A 16,900-nucleotide genomic window follows, 5' to 3' on the forward strand; every position below is an offset into this window, starting at 1 on the left:
CTCCCCTATCAATATTCATGTGGCGTCCGCATGGCTGAACCGGCCCTTGAGCAGAATGGCGATGGCTGCCAGTGCCGCCGGCACGATCAGCGCGGTCAGCACCTGCTCGAAACTCCAGCCCAGGCCCAGCAGCGTGGCGCCGGCCCAGGCGCCAAGAATGGCACCGAAACGGCCGATGCCGAGCATCCACGACACGCCGGTGGCGCGGCCTTGAGTCGGATAAAAACGGGCGGCCAGCGACGGCATGGCCGATTGCGCGCCATTGATGCACATGCCGGCCACCAGCACCAGGCTGGCCAGCAGCACGACATTGCCCAGGCTTTGACCCACCAGCCAGGCAAACGCTCCGGCCAGTGCATAGGCACCACCGATCACCCAGTGCGGGTTGTAACGGTCCATCGCCCAACCGACGCCCACTGCGCTGAGCACGCCGCCCAGCTGGAACAGCGCGCCGATCACCGCTGACTGCTCAAGGCTGGCGCCGCTGTCGCGCAGCAGCGTCGGCAGCCAGCTGGTCAGCAGATAAACGATTACCAGGCCCATGAAATAGGTCAGCCACAGCAGCAAGGTGCCAGTGCTGTAGGTGCCGGAAAAGATCACTTTGAAGACGTTGCGGCTACCGACGCTTTTTTGTTCCGGGACACTGAAATTTGTCACGTCCTTCAGCGCGCCGGGGTTGATCGGCGCCAGTACCTTGCGCACCCGCTCGGCACCGCGATTGTGCACCACCAGAAAACGCGCCGACTCCGGCAGCCACAACGCCAGCGCCAGGGCCAGAATCAACGGCAGAATGCCGCCCAGCAGCAGCAGGCTTTCCCAGCCCAGCGCCGGGATCATCTTGGCCGAGATAAAGCCGCCACTGGCCATGCCGAGGTTGAAGCCGCAGAACATGCTGGTCACCAGCATCGACTTGAGGCGTTCAGGGGTGTATTCGGAGAGCAGCGTGGTGGCATTGGGCATTGCCGCACCCAGGCCGATACCGGTCAGTAAACGCAAGATCAACAGTTGATCGAGGCTGGTGCTCCAGGCCGACAACAGGCTGAACAGCCCGAACACCGATACCGCAACCACCAGTACCAGCTTGCGGCCGAAGCGGTCGGCCAAGGGGCCGGAGCCCAGCGCGCCGAAGACCATGCCGATCAGGGCGGCACTCATCACCGGCCCCAGACTTGCACGGGCGATGCCCCATTCCTGGCTCAGTGCCGGGGCAATGAAGCCCATGGCGGCGGTGTCGAGACCGTCGAGAAAAACGATCAGAAAGCACAGCGCAACCACTCGCCATTGGAAGGCCGACAGCGGTTGTTCATTGATAAACGTCTGGACATCGAGGGTCCGCCCCCCGGCCGCGTTTGCAGAAAGCGTCATGGGATATCCCTTTTATTTTTATACGGGAAAGCCTCTGCACCAACAGGTACAGAGGCTTTAACAGCACGCAGCAGACTCAGAAGTCGAAGAACACCGTCTCGCCTTCGCCTTGTACGCGGATATCGAAGCGGTAGGCCAGTTGACCGTCTACCGTGCAACGCTTGGCCACCAGGGTCTCGCGACGCGGGGCCTGCTCGATCAGGTTGAGCACCGGATCCTTGGCATTGGCAGCGCTTTCGTCATCGAAATACAGACGCGTGTGCAGGTGGATATTGATCCCCCGGGCAAACAGCGAGATGTTGATGTGCGGCGCCATCGGCACACCGGCGCCGTTGGTGACGACACCCGGCTTGACGGTTTTCACCGTCCACACACCATCGTCGTCGGTGGCGGTGCGCCCGAAACCATTGAAGGGCCGGGCCTGATCGTAGGTCGGATCGTAAGCACCCTGATGGTCGGCCTGCCACAACTCAAGGTACGAGTCGCGCATCAAATGGCCGTTGCCGTCATAGACCGAACCCAGCAACAGAATGTGCTCACCGGCTGCACCCGGTTGAGCCATCTGGTTCCAGATTTCCAGTTCGCGGGTCGGGTTACCGGCCACTTCCAGGGCCAGGCCGATATGAACGTAAGGCCCTGCGGTTTGCGAAGGGGTTTCCTGCAGCAATTGAACGGGCATGACAACCTCCTCAGCGGTTTTCGAAGTGAGTCTGGCGCTGACCGCGCAAAACGATGTCGAAGCGATACGCCAGGCAATCCATCGGATTGGCCAGGCCCATGTCGAGGCGCGCCACCAGGCTCTGCACAGCCTCGGGGTTGGCAATCGACTTGACGATCGGGCACAGCGGAATCAGCGGGTCGCCTTCGAAATACAGCTGGGTGATCAAGCGCGTAGCAATCGACGGGCCGCTGACCGACACGTGGATGTGCGCCGGACGCCAGTCGTTGGGGCCGTTGCGCCATGGGTACGGGCCTGGCTTGACGGTACGGAAGCTGTAGTTACCGTCGCGGTCGGTCAGGGTACGGCCCACGCCACCGAAGTTCGGGTCGATGGGTGCCAGGTAATGGTCACGCTTGTGGCGATAACGGCCGCCAGCGTTGGCCTGCCAAATCTCCACCAGAGTGTTGGGCACCGGTTTGCCGTACTGGTCGACAACACGGCCGGCAATGATGATGCGCTCACCCACCGGCAGGCCGCCATTATTGAAGTTGAGCAGCAGGTCGTTGTCGTGGCGACCAAAGATCAGATGAGAAAAATCCGGCCCTGTGGTTTCCGAAATCGACTGCGGAATGCTGACCAGAGCCTGGCGCGGCGAGCGCAGCACGGAGGTCTTGTAGTCGGGGGTCAGGGCTTTGGGGTGCCAGCTTCGATCACGGATGACGAAGCGGCTGTTGTCGGCAACAGACATGGTTCAGGTCCTTGCGTTGTTTTTATTGTGATGCGCAGTTCGCTGCGCCTCAGGCTGAGCACAGTGTCAGGGGATCGAGCGCTTTCGAAAATTGAAAAAATATCAGCCATCCATAACCAAATGGTTATGGATTGAAGGTATAGGCGCCGTCGCGGTACGCCTCCCCCACGTGCCGCAGCTCATCCACGCACCACAACGCCGCCCGTGACAAGGGCACCGCCGGGTTACTGCACAGACCGACCGAGCCGCCCGGTTCACGAATACCCATGTCCAGTTCGGCCAGGCTGCCGTCCTGCAACTCTTGCAGCACCGCATCGAGTGGCGCGATCCAGATCGCATTGCTGCGCTCGACATAACGCCGGCTGAGGATCAGCGACAGGGTTTCCAGGCGCTGGCGCGGCGGCTGTATGCCGTACTGCACGAACAGGCTGTCGGCAAAGGCGCGAATCGTGGTGCCGGCCAGCGGCAGCACCAACGGATAATCCTGCAAGCTTTCACGCCGCAACGGTGCGGCCAGCAACGGGTGGTCGCGGCGCGCCACCAGGGTCATCGACTCGTTGTACAGGTGCTCGAAACTCAGGCCGTGAATCTGCGGGCTGTCGGTCATGCGCCCGACCACCAGGTCCACCTCACCCACGCGCAACTGCGATAACAGATACGCGCTGGGGCCGGTCATTACGCTGACAATCAACGCCGGATGACGCTCGTGCAGACGGGTCAGCACCTCGGGCATCAGCAGGCTTTCGGCCGTCGACAACACGCCCAGGCGCACCGTGGCGGTTTCATGTTCGCCGGAACGCAGGCTGTTGACGCCCTCGCGCAGCGCCTGAACGCTGGGCCCGGCAAAGCGCATGAAGGCTACCCCCGCCTCGGACAACTGCGCACCATGCTTGCCGCGCAAGAACAGCACCGCACCCAGCAGACCTTCAAGTTCCTTGAGTGCCTTGGACAGCGCCGGCTGGCTGATCGCCAACTGGTCGGCGGCCTTGGCCAGGCTGCCCTGGCGCGCCACCTCAAGAAAGCACACCAGATGGCGGTATTTGATTCGCGTATCGATATTCAAGAAGTGATGGGCCTGCTGAGAAAATAGGCGACCTGCTCGGCATCGAACGGCCAGTCCAGCTCGGCACCGCTGTCGACGCGGCGCAGCACCGGGATACGCAGGCCGTAATGCTCGAATTGCAACGGGTCATCGGCAATGTCCACCAGTTCGACCATCAGGCCGTGCTCGATCAACGGCAGCAGCAGCCATTCGGCCAGTTCACAGAGGTGACAGCCGGGAGTGCCGAGCAATTGGCATTCGGGGGGCATGGAAACCCTCTTGGCGTGACAGATTGATAAGGTCGATGGTTTGGCCATTTTAGTCGCAGTAATGGAAAGCGTCGAGGCTTGTGAAGCACTCATTCATGCCCTTGCAACAACCCTGATTAAATTTGGATCCCTTTCAACCAAGGCTTTTTCCTACAAACTGCGCCCACTCACCCAGCTTGAAAATAAATGACATACCTACATACTCAAGCTCGTTCCAGGCCACGTCACTCAGCCTTTTATTAACATTGCAATTTCGCTCAGGAGAACGCATCGCCCAACCCAAAAATCACACTTCGCTCAGCCCTGTTACTTGTTCATTCTCATAGACAACCTGACAATAAGGATATGCTTGATGTCGATGAATTCCCGCACAACAAATTCACCGCCCTCTCCTGTTTCTGACTGGCCCACATTCATGGCGGCGGCTGCACAACAGAATTATCTTTCTGCCGAGGCCGGCCTGCTGCTCGCTCAGCAGGAAGGCTATTCACACTGGTACATTGATGGCAGCCTTGAGGGTGAACGACCGACCGATTTCGATACGTCTCGCGTTCTTGCCCTGAACAGACTCGTTCTCGAGACCGGTATAAAACCTATTTATCACGGTAATTTCAAAGCCCCTCTGGGCAGTGACGTCAAAGCCTTGGCAAACAGTGCTCTCGACTATGTCAAACAAGAGGTCGATCTGTGCCAGGCATTGGGCTGCCAATCTCTTATCGTCCATGGTGGCGGGGTCGTAGAGCCACGACTGGTGCGCGAGGCCTGCAAGATCGGGCTGGGCAACCTGATTGAAAACCTGGGGCAACTGGTCGCTTATGGTAAACAGCACGGAGTCGATATCTGGCTCGAAAACCTGTGCAACTACACCCGTTTTCATCCTTTCTACTATATCTGTACAACCGAAGACGACATCGAAACAGTGCTCACTGCTGTCCCTGGACTGCACCTGTTCCTCGATGTTTCTCATGCGTATGTCAACGGGGGCGACCCCTTGTCTTTCTTCAACAAGTTCAACTCTCGTATCAGGGGCATGTCATTTAGCGACAACAAAGGGGACCGTGACTCACACTCGCCACTGGGCCGTGGAACACTGGACTTTTCCGGACTTATAAGTGCCGTTACGCGCACTCAGTGGCAAGGCACCATTGGCTTTGAAACGCGAGGTTCAACCCTGACGGACAGTGTGAACTTTCTGAACGGTCTGTCCTCTGCACCGAATCAATAAAGACAGGCTGTCGACTGGCACGGCGCCAGTCGACAGCATGAGGATGACCATGCGAAATAAAAAGATAACCTCTGGCATACATCAATTTAAACAGCCTCGAACGAAGCACTCTTTTATTGAGGGCTGTGTCGACTCGCTGCCCGTCAGCCTGACATTTGTCTTTCTGTTTTTCTCGATTGGCGCTGCCAGCAGCGAAGCCGGCTTTAGTGCACTACAGGCCATGATAATGACCGCAACGGTACATGCAGCACCGTTGCAAGTATTTCTGACCCAGCATGGCGTCACCTTGACAGTGATGTCTATCCTGCTCACAACACTGGTGGTCAACTTCCGCTTTCTCATCATGTCTTCGGTGCTTGCCGAGCACTTCAAAGAGATTCCCCTCTGGAAGGCACTGCTATCCGTCCAGTTGCTGTCCATCTCTACCTTCACGCTGTCCAATGCAAAAAAAGACAAGGTTGCCAATCTGCATGCCTATTACCTGGGCTGCGGGGTCAGCACGCTGACGGTGGCGATCATCGCGACGGGGGGCGGATTCTGGATAAGCACAGAGCAAGGCCCGTACCTGAAAGCGGTGGTAGGGATCATTCTGCCCGTGCACTTCACGGCACTGGCAGCCCTAAGCTGGCCGAAACTGCAACCTTTGCTGATCACCATGGCAGGCTTTGCCCTCACACCTGTCGCCGGACGCTTTCTGCATGAATATCAGATCTTCGTCGTGCCCTTTGTACTGGCAGGTGTGGTGCTGGCTTTCGAAACGTTAAAACCCGGGAGTCATTCATGAGCAACTGGACCCTGATTCTGGTGGCCGCTCTCGGGTCTTACTGCCTGCGGGCCTTACCGATTCTGTTTTTTCACAAATTTCCTTTGACTGGTCAAGGCGTTGCCTACCGCTTCCTGAGTTATTCGGCATTCGCCGTGATGGGCGGCATCATTTATTCCGCCCTGTTGGGAGACGCGTATTACAGCGATTGGCAGGGGCATTTCGATAACGCTTCAAGCCTGACCCGGCTGACAACCCTGATGGTTGCCGTAATTGTGGCCGCCCGCTGGCGAGGCATATTTCGCACACTGTTCGTATCACTGGGATTTTTCATCGCGATCACCGCACTGACAGGAGTCTGATATGCACCCTCTTTCCGATCTGCAGGCCTTGCGTCAACGGCATGCCGCGCTCTGTACCACCCCTGCAAGGCTCAACATGACCCGTGGCCTGCCGTCTGCCGAACAAGTTGAACTTGCCCGTCTCTTTCTCAGCCTGCCAGGCAATCAACCTTTTTGCTCCAGCGAAGGCCAGGACTGGCTCAACTATGGAGGGCTTCAGGGCATCAAGGAAGTCAGAGATCTGTTCGGCCCACTGCTGTTGGGCTTGCCGGGTGAACAGATCGCCATCGGTGAGAACTCCAGCCTGTCGCTGATGCATGAAACCCTCGGGCACGCCTGGATAAGAGGGTTTGCAGACGGCTGCCCATGGAGCCGCGAGCCAAGGGTTCGCTTCATATGCCCTGAGCCCGGTTACGACCGGCACTTTTCCATCTGCGAGTATTACGGAATCGAAATGTTGCCGGTGCCGATGACCGCCGACGGCCCCGACGTCGAGGCTGTCGCGTGCCTGGTCAGCACAGACCCCACCATCAAAGGCATGTGGTGCGTGCCCAGGCATGCCAACCCTGATGGCGCCATCTACACTGAACAGGTGATCTCGCGACTCGCAGCCATGCCAACGGCCGCCAGCGACTTCAAACTGTTCTGGGACAATGCTTATGCCCTACACGATTTCGATCCTGCAGCTCCAGCGCTGGCTGATATCCACGACGCGTGTGCACGAGCTGGGCACTCTGACCGGGTGTTGGCATTTGCCTCGACGTCGAAAATGCTGATCCCGGGTGCAGGCCTTGCCTTTTTCGGCGCAAGCGCATCCATGCTTGCCTGGTGGCTGGAGTGCAGAAAACACAAGACCATAGGTCCCGACAAAGTCAACCAGGTACGGCACCTGATGTTTTTCAAGGACGCTGAAAATGTGCGGACCCATATGAAGCAACACGGTCGACTGCTGCGGGAAAAATTTGACTGGGTGGAGCGTATCTTTCATCTTCATTTGAGTGCACTTGAGCAGGTCAGTTGGTCAAGACCCCAAGGCGGCTATTTCATCTCACTTCAGGTACCCCGAGGACTTGCAACACGCGTCGTAGAGTTGGCTGCGCAAACGGGCGTCAGCATGACGCCTGCTGGCGCCACACATTGTCGCGGCATTGATTCACAGGGGCGTTATTTGCGTATTGCCCCTTCACACCTGTCGGTCGAGCACGTCGTTAAAGCCACCGAACTCATCGCCCACGCAGTACAGCTCGCCAACGCAGAGCGCGCACTCGAACACTGAGGTCTGAAACTTCATGACGGTTTTTGATGCTGAACGGTTAGCTGCTATGGCGCAAACAACACAAGCGGGTGATATGCCGTGCGCCTGCCTGGAACGCGACCTCACCGGCTGGAATGGCTGGCCGGCGACGTACCACGAAGAACAGTTCGTCCGGGTCGGCACCCTGGCGCAAGTGCCCAGGGATGAGGCGAGCCTTGAGGAGTACCACCCGGCCAATACCTCCTACTGGTCACCGGATGCGCCCATCGCCCCGCGTTTTTACCCTTACAACCAATGCGGTGTGTGGACCTGTGCGTCCTGCGGGCGGCTGTACCTGCGCCATAACGATGAAGGCGCCTATCACTCGGAGAAGCGCATCCGCCGCGTGCTGCCTGAACAGGTGGTCGATGCGCCGCTTACCGCGACTGAGCCGCCGGCCTGACCCCGGAGCGAAAACGGCGCTTGCAATAGGCATTGGCGCGGTCCAGCACCGGTTTTTCAAAGCAGCGGTAGCCGACCCAGCCGTAGCACAGCACTGCCGCCATCATCAGCACCGCAAAGGCCAGATTGTCCAGGTAGCTTTGCGGCGCAGGTCCGAGCCACAGCCAGACCCGGCCGATTACGCCAAGCACCAGCAGGTGCGACAGGTAAATGGTGTAAGACATGTCGCCGACGGCCACCAGCGCCGGGTTCAGGCGCAGATGGCCACGACGCTCCAGCAGCGCCATGCTCAGCACCAAAGCACCAAACGTAATGCCCACGGCCAGCATGCGCGCCAGACCGTGGCCTTCATACAGGTGGAAATAGCCAATCAGCGGCATGCCCACCAGCGTCGCCAGCAGCAGCGCGGCCCACACCACCGCATCGGGCACCCGCGCGCTGTACGGGCCATAGAAAAACAGCGCCAGCGCCACGCCACATATGAACTCCAGCGCATACGGATGCAGGATGATCTGCACCAGCGGCGAATAGTCCTGCCAGTCCTGCAAGGTATTGAACACCAGCAGAATCAGCGCCCAGATCAGTAGAAACACCGGTAGCAAGCGCTCGCGCCAGGGCATGAAGCCGCTGAACACCAGGTAGAACCACAGCTCGAACACCAGCGACCAGGCGACCATCACCAGCAACACCTTGTCGCTGGGCAGCAGGAAAAACGACAGCAGCAGGTTGGATTCGCCATGGCCGCTGTTGACCATGCCCGGCTGCACCAGATACACCGCCAGAGTGATAAAGAAATACAGCCAATAGGTGGGATAGATCCGCGACACGCGGTTGAACACGAAGCGCTGGGCCTGAACGCCGTCCTGAAAACGTCCACGGCTGACGATCACCATCACAAAGCCGCTGATGACAAAAAACAGGTCGACACCCAGCTGGAAGAAATCCAGAAACCCCGGCAGCAAGCGGTCACCGCCCGAGTATTTGGCCTCTACCGAAGTCATGTGAAACAGCACCACGCCCAGGACCGCCAGGCCCCTGAGCCCTTGCAGGGAAAACAGCCGCTCCATGCACTACGCCCTATTCCTGACCAGATTCATGAGCCATACCCAAAGCCCTCATGGGCCTTGAGCATAGCCAAGGGCTGCGTTTTAGCCATCAGACCAATGAGCGCCGGGCCACCCTGATGCGCGCCTGCGCCACGACAATGCGCAACAACTTGCCCGGCACCCGCCACTGCCACGCAGGCACACGCGCCGGTTCGAAGCGTTCGGCCACGATGAACACCGTCACCGCCAGCATGGCGATGGCATGCGCTTCGCCGGCCATCAAGGTCAGCAGCATCAACCCGCCGCAGGCGCCAAAACAGGACACGCCATTGATCAGGCCATAGTGCATGACACTGCGGTCGGCCGCACGCCCGAAGGCGGCCAGCGCCGGCTGGCGATGACACAGGTTCAGGCAGTGCTGCCTGGCCGGTGACACCTGCCAGACGAGCACCGCAGCACCGACCGCCATCAACCCCACTGCCCCCGGCAGCACCTTGCCGAGCACGGCGGCCAGCCCATACAGCAGCAGGCTGCCCAACACCCAGACCGCGCCATAACCGACCACGAACAGCAGCAGGCTGCGTCGTTTACGGCTGGCGAACGAGCGGTCGCGCACATACTGAAGCGGTGCCAGGATAACCAGCGACATCATCGCGGCCATCATCAGCACCCAGCCATAGACAATCGCCAGCGGCGAAGACGCCTGTGCCTCCATATGATGCGCCAGGTGATGTGCGCCATGCATATGCATGGGCGCAGCACTACCGAATGCCGGCATGGACATGCCATGAGGCTGCACGGCAATGACGCACCACGCCGACAGGCTGATGGCTACCAATACCAGCAGCAGTGAATCCGGCCAGGTTCGGGTACGCATCACCGGTTGCCCTCCTTACTGACCCTGACGGAACAGGCTGATGCGCCCGATCGTCACATTGGCCGAGTCCGGAATAGGGTGGCGTGGCACCAGGCGCACCTCAATGGCCGGCAAAGCCGCATTACCAGCCAGTTGCAGCGCATCGAAGAAGCCGGTGATGTCCAGCACATAAGTCACCCCTTCGCCTGCGTGCCCGCCGGACACCGTAGACGCCGCACTGACCCCGAACAGGCCAATGCTGCCCACTACATGCTCGCCGACATCGGTCACACCGGGGGCGGCGGCGACCTGCGCCAACACCTTGAAGGTAAAACCGTCTGCATCGGCGCGGACATTTTCCAGGTTCAGGAACACCCGGTCCGGCAGCGCCGCCTGGCTACTGAGCAGCGTACGGAAGCGGGTCGCCACCTTGTTATGGACATCCCCGGCCAGCGCCACCGTGCTGCGTACGCCACTGCCGGACAGCGCAATATTAGGCGTGCTGGCGCCCAGCAGTTCGACGTCACGGGCAGGTTTGCTCACGTTCGCCACCTCAAGATTCAGGCCCAGCGTTTTGGCCCGTAGCACAGGCGTCGCGATCAGGTTGGCCGGGCTGTAATCATCATAGCTGTAGCCCAGCGCTTGCAGGCTGACCATCTGCTGCGGGGTGTAGTCCCAGGCTTCGCCTTCAGGGGTGGGCATCACGAACGGGTGTTCACCAATCGACGCCGGGCCTTGCAGCCATTTGCTCTCGGTCGGATCGCCGAGGGAGGTCGGCAGATCGTTCCAGGTTTGCCACAAACGGTCGATATTGGCATGGTGCAGCCAGAAAATCGGGTCCAGGCCCGCCGTGCGCGGCGTGCCCATCAAGCCGACCAGATCGCTGTCAGACGGATCTTGCCCGCCCACATAGACGTGGACCATGTCGTGCGGCTGATGCTCGAAGGCCCCGTGCACGCCATATTTATGGTTGTAGCCCGTATCGATGCCACCAAACCCTGGGCTGCCGCCGCTCGATACCCCGGTAAACTCCGGCTCGCCGAGGGCATCTTCGTTGACGTAATCCAGAGGTACATAGACCTCGCTGTTGTTGTCGGGCCCGTAGCGCTGGACCACATACAGCGGGTTATCACCGGTGCCGTCCGGCCAGTCCGGCGAGCTGAACGCCGGTGGCAAGCCGTTCTGGCCGGTGCGGAAGTAGTTCCAGTACGGCAGCGCCCAATCGCTGGGGCCACCGAGCTTGATGATCTCGCCACGCAGAATGTTCTCGATGGCCAGGATGTACCCCCGGTGCCACGGCAGGAAGTACCAGGTAGCGTGCTGGCACTGCGACCAGTACTGCTCACGCAACGCCGGGCTGGGCAGTGTCTCGCCACTTGCCAGATACCCCTGTTGAATCCATAACGCGTCTTCGAAGCCGTGTATGGCGGCATAAAAACGCCAACTGGTCGGGTCATTAATGGGGCGGGCCTTCATGGCCTTGACCCCGCGCGCATACCACAACACCGGCTCGGCCCAATCGGAACCCAGTTCCCAGACATTCTTGCGTACATAGCCCATTGCACTTGCACTCCATGTGATTTGGCACCCTGACTCAGCTCATGGCCAGAGCGCCCGGACGAGACTAGACGAAAGTTAATAGCATAACGCCATTACCAGAAAAAATTTTCGTCCAGGTTTTTCTACTGACTGTCCCGGAAATCGGGGTCACAGGAGCAACCCTCATGCTGGCCATGCTCTAAACAAGAGGCCTGACCGGCCCGGTCAATTCAACGAAATCGTGCGCTGCGTGCCTTCATCGGTATTCACATGGCTCAAGCGTCCCTGGCGGTCGAACAACAGCCAGTCGGCACCACGACAGCGCACATTCATGTCGTAGAAATCATCCACCGGCCATTCGATCACGGCGCACAGGCGGTCGCTTTCACGGTGAATGAAGTGATAACGCGTGTGCTTGTCCAGTGTGATGTAGCCGATCACCAGCCAGTGCTCGAACGGGAACAGGATGACCGGGTCATCACTTTCATCGGCACCACTTCTGGCGCAGTCGGGCAAGCGGTAGCCTTTACAGTCGTTGCTTGCCTCCAGCACCAGGATCGCGTCTTCGCCGTCCATATGCTTGACCCGATACTCGGTCACCTGGCCACTGGGGCTGAATAACTGATCGCTGTCTTCATGGGTGCGGGCGGGCATCGGTTCACGGCTGACCAGCCGGCGCGACGGCAGGCTGTAATGCCAGAACTGCATGCTGTTGCGTGGGCCGGACACCCACCAGTTTTCGTTCTGCGCATCGTCATTGATATTGATGACATTGCCCGGCAGGTCGCCGACATGCCACAAGGTGGCAAAGCCGCGATCAACGTCCACCACCCGCACCTGCGGACCACTGCCGATGGTCCAGGCGGTGCCGTCGAATGACTTGGCGAAGGTGTTGAACACCTGCACGCCCAGGTCGGTTGCAATGCGGTTGACCAGGTCAAGCTTGTTGATGCGCCATACACCATCGTGACGCGCCAGCACCAGCGCCACTTGCCGGCTGTGGGCCATGACGATGTTCTGCGCCGGCACCGGGAAGTGAAACAGCGTCTTGCCGGTGGCATCGATCACCACCATACCCGCCTCGCCCAGTGCCAGTAGATAACGTGAACCCTCCAGCGCCACGGCATCCAGAATCGACCGGCTGCCGCGCTGGGGTGCGACCCATTCATGATGGGCCTTGACGTGCTCCAGCCCCGCACGCGGTACAGGCAGCAACGCCATGCCCGGCAGATCAGCTTGCAATAGCGTGTCCTGGCTCATCTTGACCAGCGCCTGCAAATCATTATTGGACAGGCGTCCATGACCATTGGCCTGATCGGCCAGAATCGCATGCGTCATCGCACCGCTGAGCCAGGCCAGCGCCTCGTGTTGATCCTTGTTCTGCAACAACGCTTCGGCCATCGCTGCCCGCTCGCCCCAGCGCTGGGGGTCATCGCGCAGGGCCTCGACCCAGGGGCCGTAGTCGGCAAAGGTGTCGGGCAGCAGAATGGCGCGCTTGACCAGCGCATACACCCCCAGCTTGCCACCGGCCGCTTCTGCATTGAGCAACCACTGCACGGCGCGGGGCCGTTCGGCCGGCAGGCGCCAGATCACGTCTACTGCTTGCAGCCACATGCCTTTATCGGCGAAGGATTGCGCCCACTCAAGGTGCAAGCGGTTAGCCAGATCCGGCCATTTTTCGCGCAGCATCAATGCCGCATCGGCAAAGGCATCGTCGCGCCTGGCCACCAGCAATGCGCGCTGCCAGTCATCGGCCAGGCACAGCAGGCGCACGATGGTCGACGAGGGCATGTCCCAGCCCAGCGCCAGATCGGCCGCCTGCTGATAACGACCATGCTTTTCCAGATAGTCGAGCGCTTCCTGACGGACTTTCAGCAGCTCGGCAAGGATGAACACCGCTTCATCGACCCGGCCTTCGCGGTCCAGCCGTTCGAAGGCCTGACGGTAAATCTGCTTGAGGTGCGCCTCCATGTCCTCCTCGAACAGCATCGAGCGACCGGGCGCGGTGTTGTGCCGGACGTTCAGGTCGTCGCGCCGCTGTGGCGTGCCGAACGACTGCTCACCCGAGCCTTGCCCGCTGCCCAGCGGAATCGCATGGCGCAGGGCTTCGTGCAAATCGCCGTCTTCGAACATCTCCAGCATGCGGCGCATATAGGCCGCCTGACGCTTGCCGTACAGATCGGACAGCCGCGAGTGTTGCGTCAGGCGGGTCAACCAGCGCCGCCAGGTCGCCGGCTTGTGCCAGGCACGGGTTGCGCGTGGTGCCAGCGCTGGCGCAGCGGCGGCTGCGCGTTGGGTCGCGGTCGGTGTCGGCACCTGGCGCACCGATGCGGGCCGGCGCAGCAGCGTGCGTACGCCGAGCAACAGCAGGGTAAACAGCAGCGCAGCGACGAAGATCACCACGACCAACGAGGACTCGGAAGCCCCCGGCTGACTCGCCTGCCCCGCCAGCCCCGCGACCAGCATCAACGCACTCAGCCCGATGGCCACCCTTACCCAGCCAGGGGTGGGTGTGCTGTCAGGCTTTTGCCAGGTATCGTTGGCGGCCGGGCTGGACGTTTGCGCAGACGGTGCGCCGCTGCCCTTGCGCTGACGCGCGAGCAGCGCTTGCAACACCTCGGCCTGCTCGGGGCTGACCGGCGGCAACGCGTCGCCGAGGATTTCCCGGACATCGCTGGGCACCGCGAGCGGTTCAAGCACCGGCTCCGGCAGGATGCTGCGGCAATCGTAAGTATCGAGCAGCCTGTAAGCACTGACATCGAGCCAGTCACCGGGCGCAATGGCGGTGGCATCACGCAGTTGCAAGGCGCTGACCTGGCTGCCGCGCACCAGCCAGAGATCGGCCATCGGCAGGTTGTGCCGTTCTTGCGCACTGAGCTGCGCCGAACACAACGCGCGCCCCTGACGAATCAACGGCCAGCCCCGTTGCGCTTCGCAATACACCGACTGTGGCTGGCGAAACTGCAATAAATGCCCATCGGCAAAGCGCCAGGCACTGGCGCCGGTGTGCCAGTGCTCAAGGATCAAGCGGGCGCATTGCTCCTCGCTGAAGCGCTCACCGGGGAACCACAGCCCTTCAATCTGTTGATGCCCGGTCAGTACCGGGCGGCGAATCACGGCGGCGTCATGCTCAGGCATCGGCCTCTTCCTTGTGTTCCAGGGTGTGCTTTTCGGTGAGCTGGTTGCACATCACCTGCAAGCGCATTCGGCGCCAGTGCACCGAGTACACCAGCAGTTCGCGGGCGCTGGTGATGGCGGCGACCACCGTGCTGAGATTGCAGAAACTGACTCTGGCAATCGGCTCAGTGGTGGTGAACAGCACATTTTGCTGGCCTTCGCACCACAGCCCGACGCTGTGCTTGTCGGGGCTCAGCAACACCAGCGCATAGCGTTCACTGCCTTGCAGCATCAGCAAACCCAGGGCCTTCCAGCCCGGCGCCAGTAGAATGTGCTCAGGTTGTTGCGACGCCGAGCCTTCGGCTGCGAGCAACCGCCAGCGCTGACTGCCATTTTCGACAGAGCCCAGCGCACAACCGCCGATGGACTTGCGCCACGCAGGGCTGGCGGCGAACAACACCTCGCTGACGCTTTCGGCAGCGTCAATCATGCCGCCACACATCTGATTGCCGTCGACATCAACCGAATAGGCGTACAACAGCCCGCCCTCGTTGCGCACATAGGCCACCAGTTGCGCGTCGACCTTGGCCATGCCAAGTACCTTGTCGGTCAGCCGGTGGGTTTTCTCATCCCCGGAGGCCACCCGGGACTTGCCGTTGCGGGCGATCCAGAACGCCAGATGCCCTTGGGTATCGAGCAGAAACAACCGACCACCTTCACGACCGTGCAGCCAGGCGACAGGCAACCAGGTGGCGGTGCCCGGCGGCAGTTGCAGCTCTTCGCGGCCGGGCTTGTCGACCGGCGCCAGGCCACGCACGTTCCAGAAGGTCAGATGGTTATCGTCGCTCATCACCGCCGCCACGGTACGGCTCATGAACGTTACCGCCAATGGCGTGCGCCCGGCACTCCAGTAGGGCGTATGGACTTGCAGGCTGGCTTGCCGCTCACCGGACGGCAGCCGGATCACCGCCATGCCGGGCTCGTCGAGCAAGCGCAGGGCGATATAGTTGCCGTTGGCCGAAATCACCGGCGGCAAGGTCAGCGACACCCTCGGCACACTGCCGCGCACCACGGCGCGGGTCACCTCGTCCTTGAACTGGCCCTTGAGCAGTGGCACAGCCAGATGTCCGGGCGGAATCGGCAGCGTTACGTGCCGGGCAGTGCCGGCCTGCAACTCAACGGCCAGGTGCTTGCCGTCGAGGCTGCGCTGCACTTGCACACGATGGGTGCAGGGCGTGTTATCCGCCTTGGCCAGGCGCTGGCCCACCAGCCAGCACTCGCCGGCCGTCTGCGCTTGCCCGGCCAGCCAGGCCTGCCATGTTTGCCAGTGCTCGTCGCTGACCACCTGCCAGGTCCGTGCATTGAGCAACTGACGCAGCTGGGCGGCGCTGTCCAGCGCATACAGGCAGGGATCGTTCTGCAAAATGCCCCAGCGCAGCTCGGCGCCCGCTTCTTCAGCACGCCGTGCCAACAGCATTAACAAGGCCAGATGCACCAGACGCGCCGCGCCCAGTTGCAAGGGGCCGGCATCGAACAGCACGACAATCAGCCGGTTGGCCTGGCGGGCGCGGTACTGCGGCGCCAGAAACAGGTGCTCGCCGACCACCGCCCGGCGCAGAAACTCGTCGGGCATTTCTTCGGCCAGCAGCCATTCGCTGGACAGCAGTCGCTCATAAGGACCGCGACGTTGTAGATCGCCCAGGCCATCGGGCTCCGGTACACCGCCCTGATCCAGGCCGCGCAGCGGGCCCAGCAGCGGATTCAAACGTCCCAGCAGGTCAGAAAACAGCGGCAGGTACTGCGGCGCAAACCCTTCCAGCCATTGCCGCCAGGGGTGCAACGATTCAGGTAATTGCATCAGGGTTTCGCCCAGCAGGTTTCGATGCGCTGCAACAGCGCAGCATTCAGCGGCAGCAGCCGGTCAAGCGGCACGGCAGCCTTGGGCGCATGCCAGAGCAAAACCGGCGACCGGCCAAAGGCGGTTGCCAATGCCTGCTCCAGCCAGTCGACCGGCACGTCAGGTGCCCAACTGGTTGGCAGCCACAGCCCCGGCGCCTGCGGGTCGATGCAGGCGTATTCGACACCTTCGACCCACGGCAAATCAGCCGCCGCGCCGGTCACCACCAGCACCTGGCGATGGGCCGTGGCGCGCAAGCGGCTGGCCTGCTCGCCCTCGATCAGTGCCAGCCGCGCATGCAGGCGCTGCGCCGCCTCGCCCCAGGCCACCGCCGC

The 16,900-nt window shown here is 61.0% G+C and carries 17 protein-coding genes; 6 read left to right on the plus strand and 11 right to left on the minus strand.

Features of this window, described 5'->3' with window-relative positions; genetic code table 11:
- Window positions 1–15 precede the first annotated feature (15 nt).
- From ACYP2A_RS07655 to ACYP2A_RS07675, 5 genes are all read right to left on the minus strand, one after another.
- Window positions 16–1,365 carry an aromatic acid/H+ symport family MFS transporter gene (locus tag ACYP2A_RS07655; RefSeq protein ID WP_459744123.1) on the minus strand — a complete coding sequence of 450 codons (1,350 nt, stop codon included), beginning with the start codon at window positions 1,363–1,365 and terminating at the stop codon, window positions 16–18.
- Window positions 1,366–1,441: 76 nt separating this feature from the next.
- The gene (pcaG, locus tag ACYP2A_RS07660) at window positions 1,442–2,044 is read right to left on the minus strand and encodes a protocatechuate 3,4-dioxygenase subunit alpha (protein ID WP_459744124.1); all 603 of its coding nucleotides are present in this window, start codon (window positions 2,042–2,044) and stop codon (window positions 1,442–1,444) included.
- A gap of 10 nt (window positions 2,045–2,054) precedes the next feature.
- Window positions 2,055–2,774, minus strand: a complete 720-nt coding sequence (gene pcaH / locus ACYP2A_RS07665; RefSeq protein ID WP_459744126.1) for a protocatechuate 3,4-dioxygenase subunit beta — start codon at window positions 2,772–2,774, stop codon at window positions 2,055–2,057.
- Between the two features lie 124 nt (window positions 2,775–2,898).
- The gene (gene pcaQ / locus ACYP2A_RS07670) at window positions 2,899–3,837 is read right to left on the minus strand and encodes a pca operon transcription factor PcaQ (protein ID WP_459744127.1); all 939 of its coding nucleotides are present in this window, start codon (window positions 3,835–3,837) and stop codon (window positions 2,899–2,901) included.
- Entirely contained in the window at window positions 3,834–4,085 is a 252-nt protein-coding gene (locus ACYP2A_RS07675) for a glutaredoxin family protein (RefSeq protein ID WP_459744128.1), read from the minus strand. The genes pcaQ and ACYP2A_RS07675 overlap by 4 nt, the downstream gene beginning before the upstream one ends.
- Window positions 4,086–4,125: 40 nt before the next feature.
- Here ACYP2A_RS07675 and ACYP2A_RS07680 point away from each other — a divergent pair, with 40 nt between their 5' ends.
- From ACYP2A_RS07680 to ACYP2A_RS07705, 6 genes are all read left to right on the plus strand, one after another.
- The gene (locus ACYP2A_RS07680; protein WP_459744129.1) at window positions 4,126–4,275 is read left to right on the plus strand and encodes a hypothetical protein; all 150 of its coding nucleotides are present in this window, start codon (window positions 4,126–4,128) and stop codon (window positions 4,273–4,275) included.
- A gap of 162 nt (window positions 4,276–4,437) precedes the next feature.
- Window positions 4,438–5,310, plus strand: a complete 873-nt coding sequence (locus ACYP2A_RS07685; RefSeq protein ID WP_459744131.1) for a sugar phosphate isomerase/epimerase family protein — start codon at window positions 4,438–4,440, stop codon at window positions 5,308–5,310.
- Window positions 5,311–5,359: 49 nt separating this feature from the next.
- Window positions 5,360–6,094 carry an AzlC family ABC transporter permease gene (locus ACYP2A_RS07690; RefSeq protein ID WP_459744132.1) on the plus strand — a complete coding sequence of 245 codons (735 nt, stop codon included), beginning with the start codon at window positions 5,360–5,362 and terminating at the stop codon, window positions 6,092–6,094.
- On the plus strand, window positions 6,091–6,435 hold the full coding sequence (locus ACYP2A_RS07695; RefSeq protein ID WP_459744133.1) for an AzlD domain-containing protein: 345 nt from the start codon (window positions 6,091–6,093) through the stop codon (window positions 6,433–6,435). The genes ACYP2A_RS07690 and ACYP2A_RS07695 overlap by 4 nt, the downstream gene beginning before the upstream one ends.
- Before the next feature lies 1 nt (window position 6,436).
- A complete protein-coding gene (locus ACYP2A_RS07700; RefSeq protein ID WP_459744135.1) occupies window positions 6,437–7,690 on the plus strand; it encodes an aminotransferase class I/II-fold pyridoxal phosphate-dependent enzyme in 1,254 nt (417 codons plus the stop codon).
- A 73-nt stretch (window positions 7,691–7,763) separates the two neighbouring features.
- Window positions 7,764–8,111, plus strand: coding sequence for a hypothetical protein (locus ACYP2A_RS07705; protein WP_459744137.1), 348 nt, complete (start codon window positions 7,764–7,766; stop codon window positions 8,109–8,111).
- Here the strand turns inward: ACYP2A_RS07705 and ACYP2A_RS07710 are convergent.
- The 6 genes from ACYP2A_RS07710 to ACYP2A_RS07735 all read right to left on the minus strand — a co-directional run.
- Entirely contained in the window at window positions 8,086–9,177 is a 1,092-nt protein-coding gene (locus ACYP2A_RS07710) for an acyltransferase family protein (RefSeq protein ID WP_459744138.1), read from the minus strand. The two genes, ACYP2A_RS07705 and ACYP2A_RS07710, sit on opposite strands and share 26 nt — an antisense overlap.
- Window positions 9,178–9,265: 88 nt before the next feature.
- Window positions 9,266–10,033 (minus strand): copper chaperone, encoded by a 768-nt coding sequence (locus ACYP2A_RS07715; RefSeq protein WP_459744140.1) that lies wholly within the window; start codon window positions 10,031–10,033, stop codon window positions 9,266–9,268.
- Window positions 10,034–10,048: 15 nt separating this feature from the next.
- Window positions 10,049–11,572, minus strand: coding sequence for a tyrosinase family protein (locus ACYP2A_RS07720; RefSeq protein WP_459744142.1), 1,524 nt, complete (start codon window positions 11,570–11,572; stop codon window positions 10,049–10,051).
- 204 nt (window positions 11,573–11,776) lie between these two features.
- Window positions 11,777–14,689 carry a bpX6 domain-containing protein gene (locus ACYP2A_RS07725; RefSeq protein WP_459744144.1) on the minus strand — a complete coding sequence of 971 codons (2,913 nt, stop codon included), beginning with the start codon at window positions 14,687–14,689 and terminating at the stop codon, window positions 11,777–11,779.
- Window positions 14,682–16,526 (minus strand): hypothetical protein, encoded by a 1,845-nt coding sequence (locus ACYP2A_RS07730; RefSeq protein ID WP_459744145.1) that lies wholly within the window; start codon window positions 16,524–16,526, stop codon window positions 14,682–14,684. The genes ACYP2A_RS07725 and ACYP2A_RS07730 overlap by 8 nt, the downstream gene beginning before the upstream one ends.
- Window positions 16,526–16,900, minus strand: a 375-nt coding sequence (locus ACYP2A_RS07735) for a bpX5 domain-containing protein (RefSeq protein ID WP_459744146.1), incomplete at its 5' end; no start/stop codon positions are given. The genes ACYP2A_RS07735 and ACYP2A_RS07730, both read right to left, overlap by 1 nt.

The organism is Pseudomonas sp. 3A(2025) (assembly GCF_054589175.1).